The organism is Bradyrhizobium sp. Rc3b (genome assembly GCF_900114915.1).
Lineage (GTDB): Bacteria > Pseudomonadota > Alphaproteobacteria > Rhizobiales > Xanthobacteraceae > Bradyrhizobium.
Genome location: NZ_FOUS01000007.1, coordinates 65,715 through 89,474, shown reverse-complemented (window position 1 = coordinate 89,474; position 23,760 = coordinate 65,715). Strand labels below are relative to the sequence as shown.

Genomic DNA, 23,760 nt, shown 5'->3' with positions numbered 1-23,760 from the left:
CATGGGCGGGAGATAGGCACTCACCGCGCATTTTACGAATCCGAAACCCGGCGCGGAACCGCCAGGACAAAAATGAGCAGCGCGGCCGCGAAAAGCAGGAATCTACCGGCGCTGATCTCTTTGGGCTTGCGTCGCTTCAATCCGCGGGGAGGCTTTTGGCTCCTAATGAATAGCCGTCATTTTCTCTTGGCTGCCGCCTCTGAGAATGGCGCCGCGCTTGCCGGCTGCCTTGCACACGAACCGCGGCTCGAGCTGAGACAGCCGGAGCTCATCAGGCCACTTGTCGACCTGGTCGGCCGAGAGCTTCACGTTGTGATAGCGGCTTGCGGGTTATCTCCTGCAGGGGTTACGATGCAACCTATTTTAGAATTTTCTTTTTGGAGCTACTCATTGGCAACAAGCATTCAAAGGATCGTTTCGGCTTATGTACGTCTGAAGAACCCGCAAGCCTTGGAGAATATGCGAGATCTTCGGCGCCAGTTGCTCGAACAGCTACAGTCCACATCTAGCATCAACCCGGCTGAGTCTCGAGATGCGCTACTTGAGGATCTCCGAGTGATCGAGGATGGACTGGAGCAGCTCCAGCTGAGGCAGTAAAGGCCGCCCGCCAGTGCACGCTGGCAGAGCTATGTGTTAACCAGAAGGTGACGTGGCGATCGTGCGGAACGTGACGGCGCCGGCCGCAGGAGCTGTCGCACAAGGCGGCGCCTGCGGCCGCTTGTTCTCGCCACGGAACGTTCTTACCGCCGTCAATTACTGTCCGCATTTTTAAGCCCAGATGCCCTAAGTTGAATTTGAAAGGTGTTCTAATTTCCAGAAGGAACGAATGTTTTCTTTGGCACTTAAGGGGCTGATAGCCGAACGACGGTGCAGCCGTTGCTGAGGCTATGGGCCCGGCCTCCTAGGCACACCGGGCTCACTTTTTTTGAGGGCGCCTCAAATCGTGGGCTCGGCCTTCAAGAGCCGGACGTAAGTCCCGCTCTCGTGCAGCTCGAGCCAGCCCTTCTCAATTGCATGCTTGATGCCGGCGCCGAGTCCGTCGCTGACCAGGAGAAGCAATTCCCGACAAAGTATCGCAAGTTCGGCGATAGCCTACTGGTGTCACTAGACGAGCAGCTTTTCGAGGACGGTACCGCCACCCGCGGCGACTCCGTGTCCCGTGGGCTCTGGGAGGATTGAGGCACCGAGGCGCCCGAGGGTTTGAAGAGGAGGTTCACTGGTTGCGAATCCCGCTTCCCGGTTTGTTCGGTGGGTGGAACGGGCGTCCGCGTGTCAGCATTACTGACGCATGCCGCGCTATTTCTTCCATGTGACCCACGAACGCCACGAACCCGACCTCGAAGGCGAGGAACTGCCCGACAAGCACGCCGCTTGGCATGAAGCCACGGTGACGGCTGGGCAGATACTCCAAAGCCTCGACGGGAAGCTAACGCCGGACCGAGGATGGCGGATGGAGGTAGTGGACGAGTTCCAGAACACCCTCTACGTCCTTCACATCCACGCCGAGAAGCCGAAGTAAGCCCGCTTCAGAGCCTCCCGGCCCGCTCGGGAGATCTGGCACAAGGGAACGACTCTCCGGCCACCAGGATTGAGATTTCGGTCTGTGGCGTGATCTAGACGTGCCATCCACCCGGGACGGTCCGTCGTCAGACGCGCGTTTGGCGATGGGCCGGTTCTCGCATTTGGCGCAATCTCTTCCCTAGGAACTACCGGCAATCCTCGGGCTTGGTGCTGTGCTCCGGCTCCATGCCCCCTGCGGGCCGGAGTAGTCCCAACGGCCCCAGTCGCCGCCAAAAAGCTGGGGCCGTTTTTTGCGCCGAATTGTGGCTGGGGAGGACCCCGAAGTTGCTATGTCAGCAGGCTCTTGCCTGGACTTAGAAGGCGCACATATGACCCGCTCTCGTGCAGCTCGATCCAGCCTTTCTGGATGGCATATTCCAGGCCCGCGCCGAACTCTGGCGCGGCGCCATGCAGGGTGAAGAGAAACGGCGCGTTGATCTTTTCGATATGAATGCGCCCGTCCTGAACCGCTTCGACGCTGGCGGCGAGTTGGACTAGCTGTCGCGCCGCAGCTTCAGGATCTGCATAAGGGCGTTGGGCTGCGAACCTCGTCATTCTCCATCGCCCTTCGGTCGGTTGCCTATGATCGCCATCTTTGGATTACCTCGCTCAAAGTCGGGCCGAACATCAGCGCCGCGGGCGCCGCAGCCCTGACAAACGAACGGGGCTCAATGTCCGACAGCCGCACCTCGTCCCGGCACTGGGCACCGTCCAGGGCGATATGGTGACCGCAGTGGCAAAAGACCAAGATGCCGCTCAGGCCCATCGTACGCATCTGGCCGAACGTAATTTTCATCGGTCTGCCATCAGGGTGGGTGGGCGTTTGGCGTTGGGCAGGGCGAGGCATGATCGAGCAGATGGGCCGGGGGCACACCCGATTGATTCCGCGAACGGCGGGGAGAGACAAGCCGCTAGGTCTTGGGCCCAGGTGGACAGGCTTATACCGCAAGTCGGTCAAGGGGAGGGCTGTACTCCGCGACCTAGAGGGTTGCGACTAGTCCTTCAGCGGTTATTGTGAAGCTTGGGGGTTCGGCTGCGAACGTTCGTACTGCACACCCGATCGTTAGCTGAGCGAACCCTTCAATGACCAATTGCTAATGCCCGCTCAATTCACCCCGGGGCCATCCATTGGCAGTCCACCTATTGGCGAAGTGGAACGCCAAGCTGTCGCTTCGCTCAGGGGATATGCTTATCAAATTGCTGCCGCGACCCTTGCTTGGATTGATCTTGGACCAAAAGAGAGGATCTATCTGGAAGTAGCTGAGGATTACGCCACCGTCGCGCAGCGTTCTCTGGACGCTGTTCAAGTCAAGGACACCGCAGAGTCTGGCTCGATTACTCTAAGTACTGAATCAGTTCGCGAAGCGATCCATACCTTTGTGAGCCTTGTAGCCAGCAACCAAGACCGCAGGGTGCAACTGAGGTTTTTGACGACCTCATCCATTGGCATCGAGCGCAAGATATCTGATCGTCCCGCGGGCGAAGCCGGACTTCTATACTGGCGGAGAGCAGCGGCAGGAGCGGACGTTCAGCCGCTAAGAAATGCGTTGATGAGTCCAAAATTCTCCGCAGCCGTACACGCGTTTGTCGAAGCCCGCGATAACGAAACACTTCGACGGGAGCTGTTGCAGAAAATCTTCTGGGATTGTGGGAAGCCTGATCTAGCGGGCGTCATGCTGGAAATAGAGGAGCGCCTGATAGTTCTGAGTCGGGAAATCTTTGGTCTTCCAGCCGCCGACGCAAAGCAGCTTGCAATTCTGCTACCGTATCACGCTTTGAAGAAGAGCGTTCTGAAGAGCCCAGCGGATCGTGCATTGACCCGGGCGGATCTGTTTAACGTCATCGATGCCGCGACGCAGATCAGCATGCCACGACAATTCGTCGGTTCATTGCTCGACATGGGCTCGTTCACAGCAGCTTTGGCCGACGGGCGGTCAGTTGCAACTGTTTCTGCGGTCGACACAAGCTGGCTGATCTCAAGCACTGACTTTCCGCAACCGCGGGGAGTCATTGAAAGACAGGACCTGAAGCGAAGAATAATCCAAGCTCTGTCGGAGGAGGGTCAAGTTGTTCTGGTGGGAGGTAGTGGCTTAGGTAAATCTCTTGTTGCGCGGCAGGCGGCTTGCGAACGCCCTGAGGGATTTGTCACAGTTGATCTTCGTGAAGCCGACGCAAAGGAGACGACACGCCGGCTCAATCTCACTCTCGGACGCATCGGTGCTCTGCATTTCAGCTGTCTTATATTCGATGATTTCAATCAAATCGAAGACTCCTCGACACGTGTGGCTTTCGTTCGCTGCGTCCAGGCTCTGCGGAGGCGAGACCGAACGTCTATCGTCACCGCTTATCGCCGTCCGTCCCACAAAGCGCTATCTGAGTTGGGGATTGATGCCGACGCCGTAATTGAAATTCCTTACTTCAGCGAGCAGGAGGCCGAAGAAGTTGTCCGACTTGCTAATGGCGATCCTAATTGGTGGGGACGAATTGCATTCACCTCCGGTGCGCAAGGTCACCCGCAGCTTGTACATGCATTCGTAATGGGTATGGCTGCCCGAAAATGGCCGCGATCCGACGTTCGGGAAATTGTGGTCGGTGGCTTTTCGTCGGACGACATTGATGCAGAGCGAGATGCGGCGCGACGGAACATGGTCGCAGCGTTGCCAGAGGAAGCACGAAATCTACTTTATCGCCTTAGCTTGGTCATTGGTCGATTCGGACGAACTTTAGCGTTGAGGCTTGCGGAGGTGTCTCCTCCGGTTCCTCGCGCCGGCGAAATGTTGGACAGCCTTATCGGCCCGTGGCTTGAGCTGGTCGGCAAGGACTCTCTGCGCGTCTCACCGCTCGCCGCACATGCGGGCAGGGGCATGCTAACCGACGACATGCAGCAGGCAATCCATGCAGCTACTGCAGCCCAAATGTTAGCTAGCGGAAAAATTTCCGCCAGTGATGCCAACGGCATTCTTATGCATGGGCTTCTCGGAAAGGAGCCCCATAGCCTATTCAGGCTAGCTTATGCAGTTCTCACAACGGTGGGAGAGGCGGCTGAAGCGCTGATCGAAAACCTTTTCGTGCTACCGCTTTTTCGGTTTGACCAACCAATCTTTTCCGAAAGCCCAGCCGTCTCGATCATGCTGCGTTTGGCTCAGTTCAAACTGGTGGCCGCATCCAATGAAAATGAGCGCATCGCCCGATGCGCCGATAGTTTGTTCGAGGAGATTGGCGGATTAGGTATCGCCGAGTTGCGCACGGTGCTTGAAGGGGTAGCGCTAGCGACCATTTTGAATACCATAGGGATTGCTTCATCGATTTCGGATTGGGTTGCGCTGCTTCAACGTTTCAAGAGTGCTCTGGAAACAAACCAGGTTCTAGAAGCATTCAAAAACTCGACTCTTGCAGCCGCTCAGTCGACTGGCCTCACCTTTCATGGAGCATTGTTCAGTATCGGATCAAGCCAGCTAAAAACGGTGAAGCGTCTCGAAGAGATCTTCAACGATCTTGATGGGCTTTCAGATGCCGATCGCGCCACTTGGCTCCAAAGCGTGGACTATTCGCTGTTAATCAACCCGCCTTGGACGATAGAACAAAGTAAAGCTGAATTGGACGCGGCAAATGCGGCCGAGCGCTACGAACGCATGGCCGTACTAGCCCTAAAATGGGGGCTCCGGGCACTAGCAATCGAGTGCTATATTGCTCGGGCCGTCATGTTTGACGAGTATATGGATGACGAAAAGGGCGCAGGCGACGCGCTCGATTTATCCGTGGCAGCCCTCGGAGAAGATGTTGCGACCTCTCGCGCTCGAGCGCGCATCTGCTGGCGCCGCAATAGGCACCAAGAAGCCGTAAAGATTGTACGAGACATCGCGCATCTTCTTGGTCGCGAGAGCCAGGTCGATCGTGCATTCGCTTTACGTGAAGGGGCCATAAGCGCGGCAAAAATCAACGATTGGGGTCAAGCAGGCATATGGTTTGGTGAGGCGGAAAAATCAGCCGCCGCCTCCGGCACACGCGAAATGCAAATTATGTCGATAGGGCTCGAGGCCGATCGATCAGTCGCAATGTTGCAGTCGGGAGATGTCGAAGCGGCGCTACGGGCTATAGCCTCATGTTTGCAGCGCCTTCGCGAGGTATTTCCCGAAGAATCGCTTCGAGCGGCCTACTCTCATCGGGTGATACGCCATACGGTTCTCTGGATGGAATCCAGCGTTGCTCAACGCGAAACGACGATTGATGGTAAGCCAATTGAGATGCTTCCCGGCACTTGCAGCAATCCGCAGCCTCCAGCTTCCATCACCGAGCTGCCGCTCGGTCCGATTGATGTTGCTTGGTATATGCTCGCGGAAGCGGAAATCTCCGCCGCCATTGACGTTGGCATCGGGTCTTCTTTGCGCACGCGATTGTTGGACGGCCCGATCGTTTCGATGGAAATAAATCTTCGGCACAAACAGATTACCATGGATGTTCTGAGGTCCGATACCTCGGGCTTCTCGCGCCACCTGGTAAAGTACGTGGAGGGAATTGAGTATATGCGGCGAGAGGGTCGAGCGGCGGGAGAAAGCTTCGGTGGCTTATCACCACCCCGCGGCGATATCCCGCCTTTGAGCGACGCCGATCTTGCAGAGCCGTCTTGCGTAGAACTTGCGATCGACGCTCTTTTGGCCTTCAGGGCGAGGGCCGTGCTGCAAGGCATGCCGGATAAAGTTCGCGAACTCGATAACGCTTTAACATTAGCTATCGGTGCAGACTATCCAGGTAAGATCATATTGAACAAGTGGCAGGGGTTTGGTGCCCCCTTAGCGCCCTTGAATCAAATTGTGAGTGAAGCCTTGGACGATCTCCAGTTGGGTCTATACCTAACGCCGCGCCGAATATGGGAAATTGGACTAAGGCTTTTCGAACGACTGCAGCTTTCTGGGTTTCGTAATGCTCTTATTCCTCTGTTGGCAATCTGGTTTAGAGGGCAGTGGGCGAGGATCGTCGGGCATGAGACATTTCGGTTGACGCAACCTATGCAGGCCGTGCCCGCGCTTCGAAGGTCCATAGCCGAGACCAGGAACGATGATTCCTTTCTCGCGTCTCTCCTTTTGGCGGCGGCCGGCGCTGTCGGATCCCCTCTAAGCGCCGAGTACGAAGCTCGCTTGCTGGACCTGGCCAACAGACGCTAGAGCCAACCGGCGCCGGCGTCGCTCTTGAAGAGCTCGGCTTTTGCAGTACTGCGGGCTTTCGGCCCGGAAGCAAAGGCTTCGGCCGCGACAAAGCGAAAGGTCGGGCAAAGCCTACTCCCTAGGAGGTGGCTCGGATCCAGTATCCGCAATATCCGGCGGCAGATCCTGTCCGCGCTCGTCCACTGGGACCCAAAGCTCCCGCGCCACAACATCATCAACGCGCGTTATCTTTGCTGACACCGCTTTAGTGAATGCGCTGACGAACGGCGGCGAGCCAGGGATGATGCGGTAGCCACTGAGGGGAGGGTTCGTCGGAGTACAATGACGCGCTGGACCGGATGCAGATCTGCGGCGAGCTCATTCGCCTTAAGAGGCGAGAGCTCTGCGTCATCCCGCAAAGTCGGGAACCCGTGCGCTCAATGCGCGCGCTATCTAATCGGATTTCAGGGATTGGTGACGAGTACCGCGGTATGGTGGGCATTGAGAACCCGCCGGGTCAAAAGGTCGGCGGGTTTTTCTTTTCCGAGACTGGCAGCCATCATGTTACGATCCAAGAGCGATAAAGGCGATCGGCATCTCTCGGCTGATGTTTTTGCCGGTAGCTCCGCATTTTTTGCAGGTGATTGAATCGGGCGTGAGACCCCGATCGGGGCCCAGGCCATCTCATTTTCAGACATGGAGAGTGGGAATGATTAGGCTGATTTTACTTGTTTCCGTCGCTTTGGATCTGGCCGCCGGCACCGTGCAGGCTCAGCAGGGCATGTCTCGTAAAGGCTTTGTCCGCAGTTTAGATAGCTGCAAGCAGCTTGCTGCCGAGCGTGGGTTCTCGAGTGCGGGCGGAATAATGAAGGGACAAGGTCGCGCAAAGCGAGAGTTTGTCATCAGCTGCATGCGCGGCAAGCAAACCTGAACGAAGCCATTGAGAACCCGCCGGCTACCAGAGGCGTCCGGTTTTCTTTGAGCTTGGGAAGTCTAAGGGCAAGGGCTCGACGTCTCACACTCAGGAGTCGAACGGGTCCGGCGCAAGCTTTTCCGCTTCCTCTAAGATGGAGCGGCCAACCGTAAGAGCAATGCTCTTTGGCATCGATAATCGGATAGGTCCGGACATCGTCTTGATCTCGACGAGCATCACGTCGGGCCTGCCGTGCGGCACAATAAGCCGAAGTCCAGCGACGCCGTGCCACTCAAGCGGAGGCTCTTTTTCGGTCACGACACCTCCGTGCGCGCCGCTTATCTACCCTCCAACAATGCCCGTCTTTGCGGCCAGGCACCAGGTCGCAGCAAAGAGGACCATAGCGGTGAACAGCTTCGGCGCGATCCAGTTATCATCAGGAAAAGATCCCTGAGCTCTAGCCCTCAATCTGAGAGCGAACGTACTGGCGCTGCAGATTAGAGCCGCAGCAAGAACGGCGAATGCGGCATAACTAAAACCAGCGGCGTAGAAAAACACCGCGATCAACCCGAGAACCCAATCCATCGCCTGTCCCCCAAGCGTACTCGATTGTCGTGTCACGCTTAACCAATTTCGCCTATTACCTCTAGTGCTAGTCGAGCCATCGATCCTATTGGAACCATGGAACTTTGGCTCATTCCGCTCATGGTGGTCGGCGTTCTTGCCGCTCTGCTGTTTTCTGACCGACTAGCTTGACGCTCTGATGGCAAGATTGCCGCTGGTTCACGCGACGCGCGCTGTGTGGGAATTGCGCCACAGCTGAAGAGATTGAGAGAGGGGCGGGAACGTCCTCTCGGCACCTGGCTTGTTGCACCGGCGACGGTCTCGGTCTCACGGGGCAAGAGCCTGTCCGGAGGCCCCAGCATCATTACGCCCCCCGGCCCGATGCTGGGGTCGCCACGGACCTGATTGCAAGCCTTTGGTTTCCACTCTGGAAGTCCGGCTACATCAGCGCCACGATTACCGCAGCCCTGACAGATGAACCGCGGCTCGAGGTCGGATAGTCGCATCTCGTCCGGCCAGGGATCGGCGCTTCGGGCGACGTGATGGCCGCAGTGGCAGTAGACGAGGACGCCGCGCACTCCCATGCCGCGCATGTCCTCTCGGCCTGCACCCACGGGAAGATCGCCCGCACCATAGACACCGTATGGACTCACGGGATCATTTCGGAATGCATGGCGCGGAAGGGCTATACGATTTTCCCGCCCAAAGGCTGATTTGCAGGCTCACGCTATTCCCGGCGGGTTTTTCTTTATCCTATCCTGCGAAACTCACCGCCGGCCCGCCGACTCTCGCCGAGGCGCATCTTTGTCGGTCTTGGTCCTGGCCACCAAGCCACCCAACAATCCCACCGCAAGGCAGTACAACGTTCCTTGCGTCACCTGGGAAAGCTGACTGTTGAATAGCGAGCCGAGTACGTTTTGGAAGACAACAGCTTGTCCCAGCATAGCGAAGACGCTCACCCCCTCGAAAAGCAGGAAGTGGCTGATCCACATTGCCAGTAAAAGCGCACCGCCAAGGAGCCCCACCTGTATAGCGATCGCTAGGAATTGGTTATGCGGGTCAGGAACTGCCTCGCCGTAAGGAGAGGGCGTTTCTGCCTCTAACCTCTGGTAAAGTGATTTTGTGCTGCCTGTTCCATGTCCGAGAAGAGGAGCTTCGCGGATCATCCCGATTGCTTTTTGCCAGAAGTCGATGCGACTGGCAGTCGAGAGAGTTGGTCCTGCTTTTGAGTCATCGCCGCTCAGCGAGCGAACGTCGGTCGTGATCTGAACGATGCGACGCTGAGCTTCGCTCGATAGCATCGTCGCCGCAACAGCAATGACTGCCAGAGGCAGCACGAGTACTGCGCTCTTGCGCCAGCCGGCAATTCTTACCAGCAAGAGACCAAGTAGTGCGGCGCTGATCAGCATACCTGTCTTGGAGAGATAGATTAGGAAGATATCGGCAAAGAAAAGCAGAGCAAGAACTGCCGCGACCAAGGCTCGCCTTTTTTGACCCTCAGCAAAGGCCTTAATCGCCAATAGCGCCAATCCGAAAGCACAGAGCGCAAAGCAGGTGCTTTGCACGGCATTATCTTTCACCGGAACGCCCGGTGTCTTAAACCAGCTCCATGGCCCAGACGGCCAGGCCAATGAGGCAAGCGACAGTATGAGTATGACTAGGCAAGAGGCCACGAACGCATAGCCCAGGTGGAGCGCTTCTTGCCGGTTGAATGTCGTCGCCATCACGAGAGGAATGAGCAGCAGCTTTACGTAGTGGCTTAAGCCTCCGGGACCGAGGGGCTGATGGGACCATAGGGTTCCGATCGCTACCAGCGCGAAGATAAGCACCGGTGTGATTGCCGCCGCGGACTGCATGGTCACCGACCAAGCCGACGGTCTCGCTGTTAGCAGCGCCAATAAAGTAAAGATCCCCAGTGTGATCGCCAATCCGCTTGTGCTGATTGGAATCATGAAGGCTGTTGCAATGGCTGTGATATAGCGCGCATTCTCCAGGGCAGCGCGAACGTGCTTAGGTATCATCTGGATTCCGCCGCATATCGAAACGTGCCGTGAGCAGCGAGGGCGGCGCCGAGAAGAAGCCATAGACTTCTCTGGTATAGCATTTCATGAGCGACGGACATCGTTGCGAAAACTGTCAATAGCAAGAACACAAACCTGTCGATTGGATCGCCAGTCCATGCGTTGCCGGCGGAACGCTTCCAGAGATAAACGACGGCACCATAGATGATGAGGAACCCGACTATTCCGTATTCGGCCAAAAGCCAGATTGGCGTTGAGTGAATGGGAAGGAAATCGCCCGTCTGCATAGCGTAGTCATGCACAAACGTCCCGAGCCCAACTCCGAAGATTGGACTGGAGAGGAACAGTGCAAAACCTCCTTTGAGACTTTGGAATCGCTCTCCGTCTTGGTTGTAGAGCAACGAGTAGAGAACATCGCCTTGCTTGGTCCAGTTATTGAAGACGAGGACAAGCGCCATCGACAAAACGGCGAGACCTACAGCGATTAGAGCTCCGCGAAGCAAAGTCTTCCTGCTGAGTCCCCAGAACGCTGGTGGAATGACGAGAGATAGTACCAACGCCGAACCGAAGGATGCGCGAGATCCCGAAAACCAAATCGCAGCAAAAAGCGTAGCTGCTATGCAGGCCTTCTTCACGCGGCCAATATCCAACACGGTTGTGGCCGCAACCGCCAGGAGAAGTTGAAATCCGAACGCGTTAGGGTTCTGGGCGAACCCTGATATCCTGAACGGAAGTAGGCTCTCGGGAACGGGCACACCAGCACTACGCAAAATAAGAAGAAAGAGATCGAGAGCTGCGATGGCCGTTACCGTCCCAACGAACGTTCCAAACAGGATGTTGAACCCTTTCTTTTCAGAGAGACTTGCGACCAAGGCCCCCACAAAGAAGTAAGCGATGAGAACGAGCCAGCCGAGCCCCTTGTTCGTGAACGCCCACGAGGTCCAGCCTATCTGGAAATATCCGTTGACCAGCGCGATGAGCGTATCGATCGAAAAGAAGATCAGGAATGCGTTCACGAACGGGACGCGCCAGTGCGGCCAAGTGCGGTCGCGGATGTGCCAAATGGCAAAGAGTGCGCCGCCGAGAATGGCCACCGGATCGGCGAAATTGACATTGATCCGTCCGTGGCCGGATGGCAGGTAGACCTGAAAAGCTACGGCTGTTGCTGCTGCGATCGGAAGCCAGTTCGCGAGGGCGGTTCCGAAATCGCGGCCAGCCGTTCTTTCGTCGACATTAGAGACCGCGCCCGTCGATCTCCATGCTTTGTGCGAGATGCCAGCGAGAACTGCCGCCACGAGCAGGGATAAGACACCGATGGTCACCGCGGACACCAGGCTCTCGCCCGGAGATAGGCCAACCGCGCCGAGCGCGAAGACAGCGCTCACTTCCCTGATGCCCCAGCCGGCGAGACTGATCGGCAGGCTGGCAGCCAGCATGACGACAGTGGTAGCTGCGGCAAGATGGAGAAGGGGGGTATTCGGTGCGAGCGCATGAGCAACGAAGATGTAGGCCATCATGGTTGATAGCTGGATGGCCGCGCTTAACAGGAATGCAGCCGCGAACTGGCCGATGTGACCGCGATCGATCGTGGGTAACTGGGAGCGAGCGATTTCTCCCCATCCCAACCAAGCGCCGCTAATCAGGGCCATAATTGCTCCGACGAACAACTTAGCCAGATCATATCCACCCGATTGACCATCGACGCTGATAACTCCGAACAGGTACAGCGCGCCAGAGGCCGCGAGCAGCACGGATACGATCAGGGCAAACAGCCTTTCGTATCCCGTGATGACGACCGTCGTCGCCAGCGGGATTCCAGCTCGAGAGAACAGCAAACCTCTTGCAATCACTTGGCCAATGACTTGAAAAAACAGATTGGACGCAATCTGGCCAACGCTGACCGCTGCCACCGCTTGTCTGAATCCAAGCGAGTGACCCGAGTAGGCTGCCAACATTCGGACGCGGGCGCTCGCGATCAAATAGCCGATGGCAGTGGCGATCGACACTTCAACGACAGTAGGAACTGAAACGTTGCGCGCGGCAAGCTTTAGGGACTCGACGTCGCTGTTGTAAAGCACCAAAGCGATAGCAGCCCCTAGCGCGGCCATGGACAGCAGTATTCGAACGTTTCTCACGTATTTTCCCCGGGACCCTCCGGCAGCGTCGGTAGACAGCAGGAGGTAGAGCGCCAGCCCAAGTGTCCGTATAGGCTGCGGCACGCCGGTTGCAAGGCACAATGTCGCTATCAGACTAAAGTCCGGGCGCGGTGGGCAGGCGCTAGGCTGTTTGTCTGATTTCCGACGAGCCTGGCAGGAGGATGGGCTGCGTCGAGTGCAACCCGAATGACCTTGTGAGGCGAGGTTATGTCCAGCTCGACGAAAATGATCCTGGAGCCGTGCGGGCTCAACGACCGTCATTCGCTCGATAACATGAAATGCACCGTCGGCCGCTTTGCGCCCGGCAATTGAGTGAGCGTTGGAGGGCTTATCAGGGCCGGTCGGCGGGTAGGGGGAGTTCGCCGGGTCATTGAACGCGGCGGCATAGTTCGCGAAAGCCGGCCGCAAGGGCATTGGCGGGGCCGCGTGGGCCTGCGCTTGCCTAGCAGCTAGCCACTTCTGTCCAGCACTCCGCTCACGGCGGCACAAACCGCCCGAGGACGGCATCCGTTCATAGATCGAGCGGAATCGCAGAAAATAAAAAGCGTGCTTTGTACGGTCTTTGAGTTGTCAATAGCGAACTTGTCGGCCATGTTGATGACACCTACGCGATATGAGTCGCAGCTTCGACTGGCCCTTCTGCCCAGGAAGCATCGGTCCCTAGACGACGCCCGCTAATTGCACTTTTCCGGGCCTGATAGTCCAACAACCCATGGCTATGAAGCTGTCCTCGGACGAGCATGCGCTCGTTTCGAAGAAGAAGGCGTGCGCGCTTGCGAGCCTGAGCCGCACGATGGGGCAACCGGTGCTGATCGGAAGGTCTCCAGCTGATCGCTCTAGGTCATAGCGCATTTAGTGTTTCACCCCACCAACCCTACTAGTTTGCAGCGGGTCTAACCCAAGGAGACAATCTGTGACGCTCGGCCAGCAGATCTGTGAAGACTTCAGGCGTCGCTATCTTCCGTATGAGCCACCACGGGAACGCGTGATCATCCGTGAGGAGTGGACCTTCTGCGCCATTGATGGCGACCGCATAGTGTACGGGGTTGCACGAGGCTCAGAAGAGAGGATCGGAGCGTGAGGATCTTGGATTGCAGACCGAGCCCACCAGGCTCGGCCACACTCGCTCGTTTCGACCTTGAGCTGAACGACCACTTGCGTCTCTACAACTTGGCGCTTCGCCAAAGCGGTGACGGGCCTGCGCACGTCGTCGCTCCTAATGCGTTCCAGCAACGTGTCGCTGGCTTTTCCCCGTCCTTCAACAGGGCGATTGCAGATCTTGCCTTCAAGGAGCTTCAGACCAGTGACGACCACCGCAGTAGAGGCCGATAACCCATACCAAGCCGGCGATCGCGTAAAACATCAGCAGTTCGGCTTCGCGACAGTGCGCGAGGTTATTGGGGCGCGCGTTTGCGCGGACTATGATGATGGCGAACAGCACAGCCCCGTGCTGCACACTTTCCTATCGCCTGCGAATGATAATACCATTGGAGATGGCCGTCCCAAGACCACAATCCTACAGCTGAGCGGGACAGAGACCCTCCCGCAACTTGAATTTGTATATGGGAAAACCAGAGTCCGAAAATACATCTCGACTATTTATGCGCCGGGCGGTGGCGGGAAGACAGCGTTGCTAACTGCGGAAGCTCTGGACATGGTGACGGGCCGCGATTTGTTGGGTGTCGGGCACAAGAAGAGAAGTCGAGTTTGGTACGTCAACACTGAAGATCCACCAGAGCTTATCCAGCGTCAATTCGAAACGGCCGCAGCACTGCACCGCATCACCAATGATGACATCGGTGGTCGCTTGATGTGGTCGAGCGGACGCGAGTCCAATTTTGTGGTTGCGACCGAAGACAAAAGGACTGGATTCCGGATCAATCATCCAGTGGTAGAGGGTATCGCCCAAATCGGGGGCGAATTCAAACCCGACGCAATCATCATCGACCCCTTCGTATCCACCCACGGTGTCAGCGAGAACGACAACAATGCGATTCAGCAGGTTGCGACGCTCTGGGTGACGATCGCAGACAGGCTAAATTGCGCGATTGATCTCGCCCACCATGTCGTAAAATCCGAGGGTCCCGTCACGGCAAACTCGGGCCGTGGTGGCAGTGCCTTGAAAGACAAAGCTCGCATCGTACGAGTCATCAATCCGCTCACCGAAGATCAAGCAAAAAGGTGGAACATCCCGGAGGGGCTACGTCGGGAGTACTTCAACGCGGTCATCGACAAGGGGAATCTCTCGCGCGTCGGAACCGGGGCTTGGTATCGCATCGAGAGCGTGCCTCTGGGAAATGGCGATGGTCTGGCCAGGCCACAGGAATTCGCCCCTGCGGTCAGGCGCTGGATGGCTCCAGATGCCTCGGCCGAAGAGCGTGCGGAGATGACTCTTGCAGCAGTCGAGCAGGATCAGATTGCCGCCATTCTGATCGGCATAAGGAATCGTGACGTGAGGTACAACTACCAATCGTCAAATTGGGCCGGCAACGAGATCGCAAGCGTTCTTGGGATCGAGGTGGACGACGGCAAGAAGCTGACTTCAGAAAAGGGGCGCGTGCAGGCCATTCTCGATGCCATGATTACGGTCGGCCTGCTGATCAAAGTTTCGCGCATTGACCCAATAAAGCGGAAATCCTTCGATCACGTAGAGGTTGCATCATAGACGTCGATCACTCGAACTGCACTTTTTGCGTAACCCTGCGCAACCTTGCGCAACCCTCTAGCTAAGTAGTTGCGCGCGCTACGTGCTCAACCTCTACCACCCCCCCCTTTAAGGGGGTGGGTGGGGAGGTACGTAGCAAATGGGTGGTGTGGAAGAAGACAACCTGATTTTTGAAGCAGAGAGACAAATTAAATGGCCTATGCCGACCTGCACCGCACCAGCGCGGACGATGACGCTTCAACCGTCACCTATCACCTCAACCTGGGCCTGGAGCCGCCGCCAGCTCCCGCGCGAAGGGTTTCATTGGCTGACCAGTTCGGTGAGGTTGATGCTGCGCTGCGCCGACTGAAGGTGCGCCGTGAAGAGCTGAGGCAGCAGATCTTGAGTACAGGCCGCGTCGAGTTGGTGGGCCATACGTGGTCAGTTGTGTTGGAGAATCGCACCAGCAGGAGGCTCGACCAGGAACTACTCATAGAGCGTTTTGGTGCCGAGACGGTGGACGCCTGCCGTGCCGAGCGGGATGGGGTGTATCTCCGAACTGAGAGGCTTTAAGGCGTGACGGAGTAGGGGAGCATGTCGGCCCCCCTGATTTCCTTCGGCCCTGTTTTCGTAGGCAAGTATTTGATCTCTTGGGCCTTTGGGCCGATTTCCAAATTAAAGCCGCGCAGATGGCCGGATCCCGCACACACCAAGTCACGAGGTTTCGTTGAGACACGCGAACGACAACATGCCAGCCGCTGACCGCGTGATGGAGATCCGCCCATCTCCGCAGGAATTGAACCGGCTGCTTCATCGCCGCTTCACGGGCATCGGGCCGGCCCATGGCTGGCAATTGGACGAAGCTGCTCGGAAAACCTTCAACGCTGATTTTTCGAAGTGGCTGGGCAGCGACGGCCGCTGGCATGCTTGCGTCGAACGATATCGCCAACAGAAGGGCAGCAGACGGCTCGTCAAGCCGAGCAAGCCGGCGCGACCGGCTCTGCTTTATCGGGGTCAAGACGTGGGCGCGCCGTACCATCTTTACGCATCGACCGTCGCGGAAGGCGCGGAATTCCTCGGCGGCAAGACAACCCCCTCTGTCGGTGGACGCCAGATTAAGTTCGACGCGGCTGAAGATGCGATGATCGCATTGATCGATGCCCAGCGTGCGCCGACTGTCGCAGCGAACGACAACGAGCCCGCTGGCAGGCGCCGAAGGTCGCGGCGCAAGCGCTCGCAGAATGCTGCCCTTGTGGCCTAAGAACACATTCTAATCATAATTCGGAACGTATTTCGACGAGGGCAACGCTCTCAACGTGACGTGCAAGACTTCGGCGCGCTGGCCACTACCGGCGTCGCCATCTCTTTTCGGCGAATTGCCGCTCGTTTTCTTTGCAGGTGCGCTCGCATTTGTTGGTCCGACAACCGCTTGTTGGCGGCAAGTGTGGGCTGGCCCCCGGTGAGACTGAGCGAGTCGCTGTGGCCAAGAGCAGCCCCCTTTCTCGTCTTAGGGATCAGTACCCTCTCTCGCGAAGGCACCATTAGCTCGGGCCGGGCAGCGGCCCCAGAGGGGTGGGTCAGATCTTTCCAGCCTCGGCTTCTAGCTACCGGCGCCATCACTCAACGCGCGTGGTTGCTGCCCCGGTTCAGATAAAATTTTGGAGGTCTAATTGATCGCTGCAAGACCACCCTCGCATCTCAAACCTGCGACGCGGAAATGGTGGAAAAATGTGGTCGCGGACTTCGAATTGGAGCCGCATCACTTGCGGTTGTTGCAATTGGCGGCGGAAGCCTGGGACCAGGCTCAGACCGCACGCGAAGTTCTCGACCGTGACGGCCAAACCTTCTTCGATCGGTTCGGTCAGCCAAAGGAGAGGCCGGAAGTCGGCATCCTGCAAAATGCCCGGATCTCGTTCGCCCGGCTGCTCCGGGAGCTGGCCCTTGATGGTGTGGACGCTCCAGAGGCGCCCCGCGCGCCTCGCACGGCTGATTACGGAAACCGCCGCTGATGCCCGTTCGCAAGCGCAAAAACAAGAGGCACGCAACTGCCGGCCTCGATGCCTGGGAGTGCGTGTTCTCTAGCGAATTCGATTTCTTTGGCGAGCTGGCGGACGCAGGGGTTGAGACGGACGCCCATGGCCGGCCCGAGCTGGAGGAGGCGCGCGCAGCATGGCAGCGGTTCGGCGCCGAGTTCATGGCGCAGTTCACCGATAGCCACGTTCCTTGGGCGCTACAACGGTTCGGGCCACCCTAAATGCCCGCACGCGTGAAACGCGACAAGCGGCGCCACCGGACGTCGATCACGCCAACGGCGGTCGAGATATTCAGGCGCGCGCACAAAGCGCCAACCAGTGCCGACAGGATCGCACTGGCAGCAGCGCTAGGCCGTTCAAAGTTCGCTGCGTGTCCGCTCGATAGCGAGCCAAGGTCGTTGATCGGTGGTGACACCGAGCCGGTGGAAGCGGTGCTTGCGCTTAGAGCGGCGCTGATGAAGTCGGCGGGACTATCAATCTAAGGGAGACACATAATGCCCATTTTTACTGCAGCCGCGGTGGCCATAACAGGGCTTGCCGCTGGCACCTTCATCGACGAAGCGGAAATCGTCGAGATCGAAGAAAGATCAGAGGATGAAGAGGGAGACGAAGAATGACGGCGATTAACGTCTTCAAATCTTTGGACGCAGTCCACGTCTTCTCCGATGGTGCCTTTCACCTGTCTGGCAAATTGCGTGGTATCGGAACCAAAGTCCACACGATTCCGGAGCACAACGCTGTGTACGGGGTGACCGGACCGTTGATTGTGCCGACTCTGCTGTCGGCACAGCTATTGGAAACTCAGTTCGCTGATCTTCGATTGCTTGCCGACGCAATGCCTGACCTGGTTAAGGCGTGTTGCACACGCGGCAAGGCAGTCGGCCACAATCTGACCGGCCGGTGCGAAGTCGTGCTGGCAGGCTGGTCTGAGAATGCAGGGCCGTTGATCTTCGTCACCGAATGCTATTTCGAGCACGAAATCTTCAAGGGAAGGGCAGTCGAGCGATACATCCGGCCCCGCGTGGACGGCTCAAGTGAGATGCGTTTCCCTGAGGACGGACTGAGATTGCTCGAAAAACAGTATGCAACGAAGTGTCAACAAGCCGCCGAAGGCACATTCGGCGCGGGCGCTATCGGGAGAGTTGTCGGAGGCTTCGCTCAACACACGCAGGTCGATGCGGATGGCATCCGGATAAAGCTGGTGAAGCGATGGCCGGACGAGATTAGATGACCCAACTTCACGACCTTCCGCCCGAACTCACCGAGCCGCCGCATGAGGCGCGCGGCTGGCTAGCTTGGCAGCCGTCCACGGGCAAAGCTGGCGCAAGATCGACGGCAAATGGCTGCCGATCGCCGAAGCAAATGCCATTGTTGAAGCAAGGAAGAAATCCCTTTGACCGCACTTAATTCATACTCCACCGGCACCGCCTCCGTTTCCGCGGGCGGAACGACCATCACGGGATCTGGTACGATCTGGTCAGGAACCAACATCAAGCCCGGCGACATTTTCCAGATCGGCAATTTTCAGTCGGTCATCTCGGATGTCACCGACACGACGCACCTGGTCATTCCGCCGTGGGGCGGTGGTGCGCAGACCGGCGTTGCCTATACGATTTGGCAGGTTTCGCCGCAGCGCTTTGCCGGCGCCGAGGCGATGGCGACGGTCAATCAGTTAGTGGCGGCGTTCCGTACGTCAGGATTCTTCGTTTTCGTGGACATCGACGCGACCGAGCCGGATCCGTCGCTTGGCGATGACGGGCAATATGCGTTCCAGCCGACCACCGGCAAGACGTGGGTCAAATCGGCCGGCGTCTGGGCTTATCTCGGCATCTACAAAGGATTCAATTTCACCGGGGCCTACAACGGATCGACGACGTATTCAGTCGGCGACGTAATGACTGATGCCGGCTCGTCCTACGTCTGGATCAACGCCACGCCAGGTTCGGGACATACAGCTCCGAATGCCACATATTGGCAGTTGCTTGCGAGCAAGGGCGACACCGGCAGCACAGGACCGACCGGCGCCGGCTATGGCGGTACGTCGACAACGTCGCTTGCGATAGGCACAGGCTCCAAGGCATTCACCACGCAAGCCGGTCTCGCCTACACCAACGGCGCGCGCGTGCGTGCCAGCTCGGCAGCCAATCCGACGACCGACTGGATGGAAGGTGTCGCGACTTACAGCGGCACCAGCCTAACTATCAGTGTCGATAAGACCAACGGTAGCGGCACGCATGCCGATTGGAATTTCAATGTGGGCGGTGAGCCGGGAACGGTCGGCGTTTCGTCGATCGCGGGTAACACAGGTGCCTTCACGCTTGGCGCGGGCCTTACCAACGCGACGAATGTTCTCTTGGTCGATCCCACATATCTCCGTGGCTTTATCAATGGCTTGTTCGTTACGAACGATGCGTCGACACCCAACACGGTCATCGACATCTCGGCTGGCGCATGTGTCTCGTCCGATGCAACGACGTTGATGAAACTGGCGGCTTTTACCAAAAATGCAAACGCGGCTTGGGCGGTCGGGACGGGCAACGGATCAGCGGATGGCGCCGCAAGCTATACGACTCTCGGCGCCTCGACTTGGTATGCCGTCTATTTGATCGAACGCACGGATACCGGCGTCGTTGACGTCCTCACGTCGAAATCTTTCTCGGCGCCTACGTTGCCAACGAACTACACCAAGTCGCGATTTATCGGCGCATTCAGAACCGACGCTTCATCGCACATTTTGGCGATGGTGGTTTATGACGGCGGCAACGTCGTCATGTGGAAGACGCTCCCGGCACTCGACGTATCGACCGGGAGCGCGCTCGGAACAACGCCGCAGTCCTCTTCCTTGCTTGTACCGCCGCTGAACGTTGAGGCCTTGGTGAACATCGTGGGCGCCAATACAAGCGCGACCACTGCAATTTATATCTACAACACAGACTTATCGACAGCAGCGCCTGCCACTAACGCCTCGCCGCTTGGTTCATTCGTAACGGCGATCAATGCGCGTACCGGCTTCAAAACGTCAGTTCAGACAAGCGCAGGGGCAATTTCCTACGTGGCAAATAACGCTTCCACCGATCTTGAGGTGCAGACGATTGGTTGGAGATATAGCAGATCTGCGTATTAAACGAGGTGATGCAGCCTTTCTTTTGTCGGAATTCGAGCACTAGTTTTGGTTTTTGAAAAATGGAGAATTCAAAGTGGCTATGGGGACAGTTAAGTGGTTCAACCCGACGAAGGGTTATGGATTCATTCAACCTGACAACGGCGGCAAAGACGTCTTCGTTCACATCTCGGCAGTCGAGAAGGCTGGTTTTAGCTCTCTCGCCGAGGGGGCCAAGGTTAGCTTCGACGTCGTGAACAATCGCGGGAAAGACTCGGCGGAAAATCTAAGGATCGGCTGAGACGACCACGCGGGCGGGGGCATCCCCCAGGTCCGACAGTAGATAAACGCTGCCGCGGGTACAGCGCGCGGCAGCAAGCGCGCCCATCATTTACCGCTGATGGCCCAGGCCGATACCCAACACGATAGCCTTCTGGCGTAGCGCGCCCTCAGTCCGCTTTGTCATCTTAGCGATTTTGACAACCGGCGTCCGCGCTTTCGAGTGCGCCTTCAGATCCTTGATGTCTTCCTTCGTCCACTCGCGGCGAACAGTTTTCTTTGTCTTTTTGGCCAAGACCGGCGCTCCTTTGATGTTCAGGAGCGCGGTCTAACAACATGGCGCGCAGCGCGCAACCTTGCACAGGAGAATCATTGCCCAACGACGACTTCAACCGGCAGATCAGCCAGCTTCCATTCAAACTTAAACGTCAACTGGCGACAGCTATAGCGCAGGAAGCCGACAGGCTGGCGCAAGCGATCAAGAATGCGGCGCCTGTGCGAACAGGCAAGCTGCGCGATAGCGTGAAAGTCCGCCGCACCAAACGCGATCTCACGTTAGAAGTCACCGCGGGCGGCGAGAGCACTACCCACGGCGAATGCGGCCCGCACGGCGAGGCCGACTACGCGCTCTTTACCGAGTACGGCACGCGGAAAACATCAGCTCAACCATTTTTTTATCCGACCGCCCGCGCAATGCAGGCGGATATCAACTCCAACATTGCAAAGGCCGTCCAAGATGTCCTCAACGATTAATCCCTGCGCCCGCCAGATTAAATTCGCTGGTGAAGTGCGCACGTTCAACCTCAATGACTCCACCGTGCTGGCCACCATTGCAGGCGGGCAGGATCTGCGGAATCTCCAGCTACTGATGAAGTTCGGCGGCCGGCGTCCGCTTGGCGGTCAATTCGGCGACACGCCTGCAGCCTGCTTAAGGCGGTTTCTCGAACAGGTTTACTCGGTCTCCGATATTGAGAACGTCATCGCGCTTGGCCTCATTGGAGGTGGCATGGCTGCCGATGAAGCGTTCCAGCTTGTCAAAGAACAAGTGACCGGTAAGCCCCTTGCTGGGAACGCTCTTATCGCCAGCGAAGTGATTTCGGCGCTCTTCGTCGGCGCGGCGGAGGCCGCCTAATGGCGGGGCCGCAACTTATCACTGAGGTTGGCGCTGACATAAGCAAGTTTCAGCGCGCGATGGACGATACAACCAGCCTCGCCAAGAAGGCGACGCTGGCGATTACGAAGCAGACCATTCAAATGTCAGCCGGCTTCTTGGTGTCGCAAGGCGCAGCGGGAGCGGCGACGCTGGCCTTTGGTCGGTTGCTTGGAGCGGCAGCTCCTGTCTTGCTGGCGATCACGGCCATACGTGACGCATTCAAGCTAATGTCGTACGCCACCGAATTGGCGAAGGCGAAGATAGAAGAGTTTAACGCAGTTACGGCTGAGGCTAACGCGACCGGATTCAGCACGGATTTTTTCCAGCGGATTACAAAGTCCGGTGGTGAGGCTCGCGACAAGATTATCGACCTGACCGAGGCATTGAAGCAATTCAACTCTGCCAGCACTGATAAGCTCGGCGGATCGACCATACAGAAGCGCCTGGACGAGCTGCAAAAGGTCGGCAACTTCCCTGGCGGAGCAATCGGCGGCAATGACGGGGAAGGAAAGCTCCGTAGCGTCGTCGCCCTGATCGATGACGCCATGCAAAAGGGCCAGCGCCTGGCCGCGCTTGACCTGACCGAGACCGCGTTCGGCCCGAAGGTCGCTGCGGCACTGCGCGCCGATAGCGGTTATCTCGACGACATGCTTAGGCGTGCTGATGCGGTAAACAAAACGCAGTTGATCAGCGACGAAGACCTCGGCCGCGCGCAGGATCTGCAGCGACGGATGGATGAGGCGCAAAAGATCCTCGCCGATAAATGGAAGCCGGTACAGGACGACATTGCCAAGCTCGGCATGAACTATCACGAATCCTGGGTTGCCATCACAGAGGACTTGGCGGCAGCGGTCGGCTACGCGACGCAGCTATACACCGCTCTCGGAAAGGTGCCTGATTGGTTTGCTAACCGGATCGGCGGTGCATCTGTCTGGAAGTCCATCACCGATGCGACCACGACTCCCGAGAGTCGCAAGGCTGCGGAAGACTACTACGGCATTACGAAAGACCCGCGCGATGTGCAGATGGCGCCAGCCACGGATAAGCTGGGCGCCGCGTTAAAGAACTATGCGGCGGTGACGCAAGCCATGCGTCAGGCTCAGGATATTGCGACATCGGTTCGCGGCGACACGTCCAAAGATCCGGCAAAGAAGGTCGACGAGCAGGCGGACGCGTACGATCGAGCCACCGAGGCGATCGAGAAGCACATCGCCCGTCTTCAGGCCGACGCCCAGGCCGAGGGACTCGGCGCAGCAGCTCAAGCGCAGATGCGCGCAGAAGCAACGCTGACGACGGCCGCGATGCAGGCCTACGGAAAAGTCACGCCACAGGTGGCCGCGCAAATCTCGGACTACGCCAAGCGGACAGGCGAGGCTGCAACGGCCCTGGAGAAGGCGAGGGTGGCGGCATCGATTGAATTCGGTGCCAAGACTGCGTTCTTGACCAGCGAAGACGTGAGCATCGCCCGCCAGCTTGCGGGTGTTTACGGCAACGACGTCACTGCGGCGCTGGGCAGCAGCGAAGCCGCCGCCATGCGGATGGTGAACGCGCTCACTGATATTTCGAAGACGGCCCAGGACATCAACCGCGGTATCTTCACAGACTTCACGCAGCAGATCCGCAACGGCGCCTCCGCAATGGACGCCCTGAAGACGGCCGGCCTAAACGCACTTACCAAGATTTCAGACAAGCTAGCCCAGATGGCTGCGGATCAGCTTTGGTCATCGGCATTTGGTGGTGGTGGGAGCGGGGGCTTCAACATTGGCAGCCTGTTCGGTGGTGGCGGTGTTGGCAATTATGGCCAGGTTGCAAACGCAACTGGCCTCGGCGCCGGCACGGGTGGCCTGCCATTCCCGATGTTCGCCGCCGGCACTAACTCCGCACCTGGTGGGCTATCGATCGTGGGTGAGAAAGGCCCCGAGCTGGTGAACATCCCCCGTGGCGCGCAGGTGATCCCGAACGATGTGTTGCGCAGTGGGGTGGGTGGTGGCGGCATCACCGTTCACGCCGGCTCCGTCAATATCCAGGGCGACGCGAGCGAGAAGACGGTTGCGCTGATTAGGGCGGCCATGGCGCAGCAGAATGCCGAGCTACCGAGCAGGGTGGTCGATGCCGTTAGGCGGGCGAAATCAGGGAGGGTTCTGTGAGGCCCTTTGCCACGAATTACGGGGGTGAGTCGGCATAGAAGACGCCACC

At 57.9% G+C, this 23,760-nt stretch carries 22 protein-coding genes; 16 read left to right on the top strand and 6 right to left on the bottom strand.

The genetic code is table 11. From position 1 onward, the window contains the following. Window positions 1-72 precede the first annotated feature (72 nt). The gene (locus BM190_RS41145; RefSeq protein WP_244550666.1) at window positions 73-597 is read left to right on the top strand and encodes a hypothetical protein; all 525 of its coding nucleotides are present in this window, start codon (window positions 73-75) and stop codon (window positions 595-597) included. 691 nt (window positions 598-1,288) lie between these two features. Then, window positions 1,289-1,519: a DUF6894 family protein gene (locus tag BM190_RS17460; RefSeq protein WP_092257088.1), complete on the top strand. Its 231-nt coding sequence runs from the start codon at window positions 1,289-1,291 to the stop codon at window positions 1,517-1,519. A 329-nt stretch (window positions 1,520-1,848) separates the two neighbouring features. On the opposite strand, the gene BM190_RS17455 is transcribed toward BM190_RS17460, so the two are convergent. Continuing rightward, window positions 1,849-2,115, bottom strand: coding sequence for a hypothetical protein (locus tag BM190_RS17455; protein ID WP_092257086.1), 267 nt, complete (start codon window positions 2,113-2,115; stop codon window positions 1,849-1,851). Window positions 2,116-2,657: 542 nt separating this feature from the next. On the opposite strand from BM190_RS17455, the gene BM190_RS17445 reads away from it, so the two are divergent. Together BM190_RS17445 and BM190_RS17430 are read left to right on the top strand one after the other, a co-directional pair. Then, window positions 2,658-6,722, top strand: a complete 4,065-nt coding sequence (locus BM190_RS17445; RefSeq protein WP_143109054.1) for a hypothetical protein — start codon at window positions 2,658-2,660, stop codon at window positions 6,720-6,722. A 688-nt stretch (window positions 6,723-7,410) separates the two neighbouring features. Then, window positions 7,411-7,632 (top strand): hypothetical protein, encoded by a 222-nt coding sequence (locus tag BM190_RS17430; RefSeq protein ID WP_092257075.1) that lies wholly within the window; start codon window positions 7,411-7,413, stop codon window positions 7,630-7,632. A gap of 90 nt (window positions 7,633-7,722) precedes the next feature. Here BM190_RS17430 and BM190_RS17425 read toward each other — a convergent pair whose 3' ends face one another. The 4 genes from BM190_RS17425 to BM190_RS17405 all read right to left on the bottom strand — a co-directional run bounded on the left by BM190_RS17425 (window position 7,723) and on the right by BM190_RS17405 (window position 12,334). Beyond that, the gene (locus tag BM190_RS17425; protein WP_092257072.1) at window positions 7,723-7,932 is read right to left on the bottom strand and encodes a hypothetical protein; all 210 of its coding nucleotides are present in this window, start codon (window positions 7,930-7,932) and stop codon (window positions 7,723-7,725) included. Between the two features lie 24 nt (window positions 7,933-7,956). Beyond that, window positions 7,957-8,199 (bottom strand): hypothetical protein, encoded by a 243-nt coding sequence (locus BM190_RS17420; RefSeq protein ID WP_092257069.1) that lies wholly within the window; start codon window positions 8,197-8,199, stop codon window positions 7,957-7,959. A 746-nt stretch (window positions 8,200-8,945) separates the two neighbouring features. Further along, window positions 8,946-10,199, bottom strand: coding sequence for an O-antigen ligase family protein (locus tag BM190_RS17410; RefSeq protein ID WP_177237129.1), 1,254 nt, complete (start codon window positions 10,197-10,199; stop codon window positions 8,946-8,948). Beyond that, the gene (locus BM190_RS17405; protein ID WP_177237128.1) at window positions 10,196-12,334 is read right to left on the bottom strand and encodes a lysylphosphatidylglycerol synthase domain-containing protein; all 2,139 of its coding nucleotides are present in this window, start codon (window positions 12,332-12,334) and stop codon (window positions 10,196-10,198) included. Before BM190_RS17405 ends, BM190_RS17410 begins: the two co-directional genes overlap by 4 nt. A gap of 1,324 nt (window positions 12,335-13,658) precedes the next feature. Between BM190_RS17405 and BM190_RS17400 the strand changes: the two genes are divergently transcribed. From BM190_RS17400 to BM190_RS17360, 9 genes are all read left to right on the top strand, one after another. Next, entirely contained in the window at window positions 13,659-15,020 is a 1,362-nt protein-coding gene (locus BM190_RS17400; RefSeq protein ID WP_177237127.1) for an AAA family ATPase, read from the top strand. Between the two features lie 192 nt (window positions 15,021-15,212). Next, complete coding sequence (locus BM190_RS17395) at window positions 15,213-15,572, top strand: hypothetical protein (RefSeq protein ID WP_092257057.1); 360 nt, start codon at window positions 15,213-15,215, stop codon at window positions 15,570-15,572. Between the two features lie 175 nt (window positions 15,573-15,747). Next, the gene (locus BM190_RS17390; RefSeq protein ID WP_244550665.1) at window positions 15,748-16,260 is read left to right on the top strand and encodes a hypothetical protein; all 513 of its coding nucleotides are present in this window, start codon (window positions 15,748-15,750) and stop codon (window positions 16,258-16,260) included. A gap of 409 nt (window positions 16,261-16,669) precedes the next feature. Then, the gene (locus tag BM190_RS17385; RefSeq protein ID WP_092257051.1) at window positions 16,670-17,008 is read left to right on the top strand and encodes a P27 family phage terminase small subunit; all 339 of its coding nucleotides are present in this window, start codon (window positions 16,670-16,672) and stop codon (window positions 17,006-17,008) included. After that, window positions 17,008-17,253, top strand: a complete 246-nt coding sequence (locus BM190_RS17380; protein WP_092257049.1) for a hypothetical protein — start codon at window positions 17,008-17,010, stop codon at window positions 17,251-17,253. Before BM190_RS17385 ends, BM190_RS17380 begins: the two co-directional genes overlap by 1 nt. A gap of 273 nt (window positions 17,254-17,526) precedes the next feature. Next, window positions 17,527-17,649 carry a hypothetical protein gene (locus BM190_RS41605; RefSeq protein WP_283806122.1) on the top strand — a complete coding sequence of 41 codons (123 nt, stop codon included), beginning with the start codon at window positions 17,527-17,529 and terminating at the stop codon, window positions 17,647-17,649. Further along, window positions 17,646-18,263: a hypothetical protein gene (locus BM190_RS17370; protein ID WP_092257043.1), complete on the top strand. Its 618-nt coding sequence runs from the start codon at window positions 17,646-17,648 to the stop codon at window positions 18,261-18,263. The genes BM190_RS41605 and BM190_RS17370 overlap by 4 nt, the downstream gene beginning before the upstream one ends. A gap of 162 nt (window positions 18,264-18,425) precedes the next feature. Next, on the top strand, window positions 18,426-20,156 hold the full coding sequence (locus BM190_RS41135) for a hypothetical protein (RefSeq protein WP_244550664.1): 1,731 nt from the start codon (window positions 18,426-18,428) through the stop codon (window positions 20,154-20,156). 73 nt (window positions 20,157-20,229) lie between these two features. Continuing rightward, a complete protein-coding gene (locus BM190_RS17360; protein WP_092257741.1) occupies window positions 20,230-20,433 on the top strand; it encodes a cold-shock protein in 204 nt (67 codons plus the stop codon). Between the two features lie 90 nt (window positions 20,434-20,523). Here the strand turns inward: BM190_RS17360 and BM190_RS17355 are convergent, their stop codons facing one another. Further along, entirely contained in the window at window positions 20,524-20,706 is a 183-nt protein-coding gene (locus BM190_RS17355) for a hypothetical protein (RefSeq protein WP_092257040.1), read from the bottom strand. 77 nt (window positions 20,707-20,783) lie between these two features. On the opposite strand from BM190_RS17355, the gene BM190_RS17350 reads away from it, so the two are divergent. Genes BM190_RS17350 through BM190_RS17340 form a run of 3 tightly spaced genes read left to right on the top strand, consistent with a single transcriptional unit; the run spans window position 20,784 to window position 23,711 of the window. Then, entirely contained in the window at window positions 20,784-21,164 is a 381-nt protein-coding gene (locus BM190_RS17350) for an HK97-gp10 family putative phage morphogenesis protein (RefSeq protein ID WP_244550663.1), read from the top strand. After that, entirely contained in the window at window positions 21,148-21,543 is a 396-nt protein-coding gene (locus tag BM190_RS17345) for a GTA-gp10 family protein (protein ID WP_092257034.1), read from the top strand. The genes BM190_RS17350 and BM190_RS17345 overlap by 17 nt, the downstream gene beginning before the upstream one ends. Continuing rightward, window positions 21,543-23,711, top strand: a complete 2,169-nt coding sequence (locus BM190_RS17340; RefSeq protein WP_092257031.1) for a hypothetical protein — start codon at window positions 21,543-21,545, stop codon at window positions 23,709-23,711. The genes BM190_RS17345 and BM190_RS17340 overlap by 1 nt, the downstream gene beginning before the upstream one ends. Window positions 23,712-23,760: the final 49 nt, after the last annotated feature.

Excerpts from the sequence above, each read along its gene's own strand:
- BM190_RS41145 (WP_244550666.1), top strand. The coding sequence starts at position 73 with ATGAGCAGCGCGGCCGCGAAAAGCAGGAATCTACCGGCGCTGATCTCT.
- BM190_RS17460 (WP_092257088.1), top strand. The coding sequence starts at position 1,289 with ATGCCGCGCTATTTCTTCCATGTGACCCACGAACGCCACGAACCCGAC.
- BM190_RS17455 (WP_092257086.1), bottom strand. The coding sequence starts at position 2,115 with ATGACGAGGTTCGCAGCCCAACGCCCTTATGCAGATCCTGAAGCTGCG.
- BM190_RS17445 (WP_143109054.1), top strand. The coding sequence starts at position 2,658 with ATGCCCGCTCAATTCACCCCGGGGCCATCCATTGGCAGTCCACCTATT.
- BM190_RS17430 (WP_092257075.1), top strand. The coding sequence starts at position 7,411 with ATGATTAGGCTGATTTTACTTGTTTCCGTCGCTTTGGATCTGGCCGCC.
- BM190_RS17420 (WP_092257069.1), bottom strand. The coding sequence starts at position 8,199 with ATGGATTGGGTTCTCGGGTTGATCGCGGTGTTTTTCTACGCCGCTGGT.
- BM190_RS17410 (WP_177237129.1), bottom strand. The coding sequence starts at position 10,199 with ATGATACCTAAGCACGTTCGCGCTGCCCTGGAGAATGCGCGCTATATC.
- BM190_RS17395 (WP_092257057.1), top strand. The coding sequence starts at position 15,213 with ATGGCCTATGCCGACCTGCACCGCACCAGCGCGGACGATGACGCTTCA.
- BM190_RS17390 (WP_244550665.1), top strand. The coding sequence starts at position 15,748 with ATGCCAGCCGCTGACCGCGTGATGGAGATCCGCCCATCTCCGCAGGAA.
- BM190_RS17380 (WP_092257049.1), top strand. The coding sequence starts at position 17,008 with ATGCCCGTTCGCAAGCGCAAAAACAAGAGGCACGCAACTGCCGGCCTC.
- BM190_RS41605 (WP_283806122.1), top strand. The coding sequence starts at position 17,527 with ATGCCCATTTTTACTGCAGCCGCGGTGGCCATAACAGGGCTTGCCGCT.
- BM190_RS17370 (WP_092257043.1), top strand. The coding sequence starts at position 17,646 with ATGACGGCGATTAACGTCTTCAAATCTTTGGACGCAGTCCACGTCTTC.
- BM190_RS17345 (WP_092257034.1), top strand. The coding sequence starts at position 21,148 with ATGTCCTCAACGATTAATCCCTGCGCCCGCCAGATTAAATTCGCTGGT.
- BM190_RS17340 (WP_092257031.1), top strand. The coding sequence starts at position 21,543 with ATGGCGGGGCCGCAACTTATCACTGAGGTTGGCGCTGACATAAGCAAG.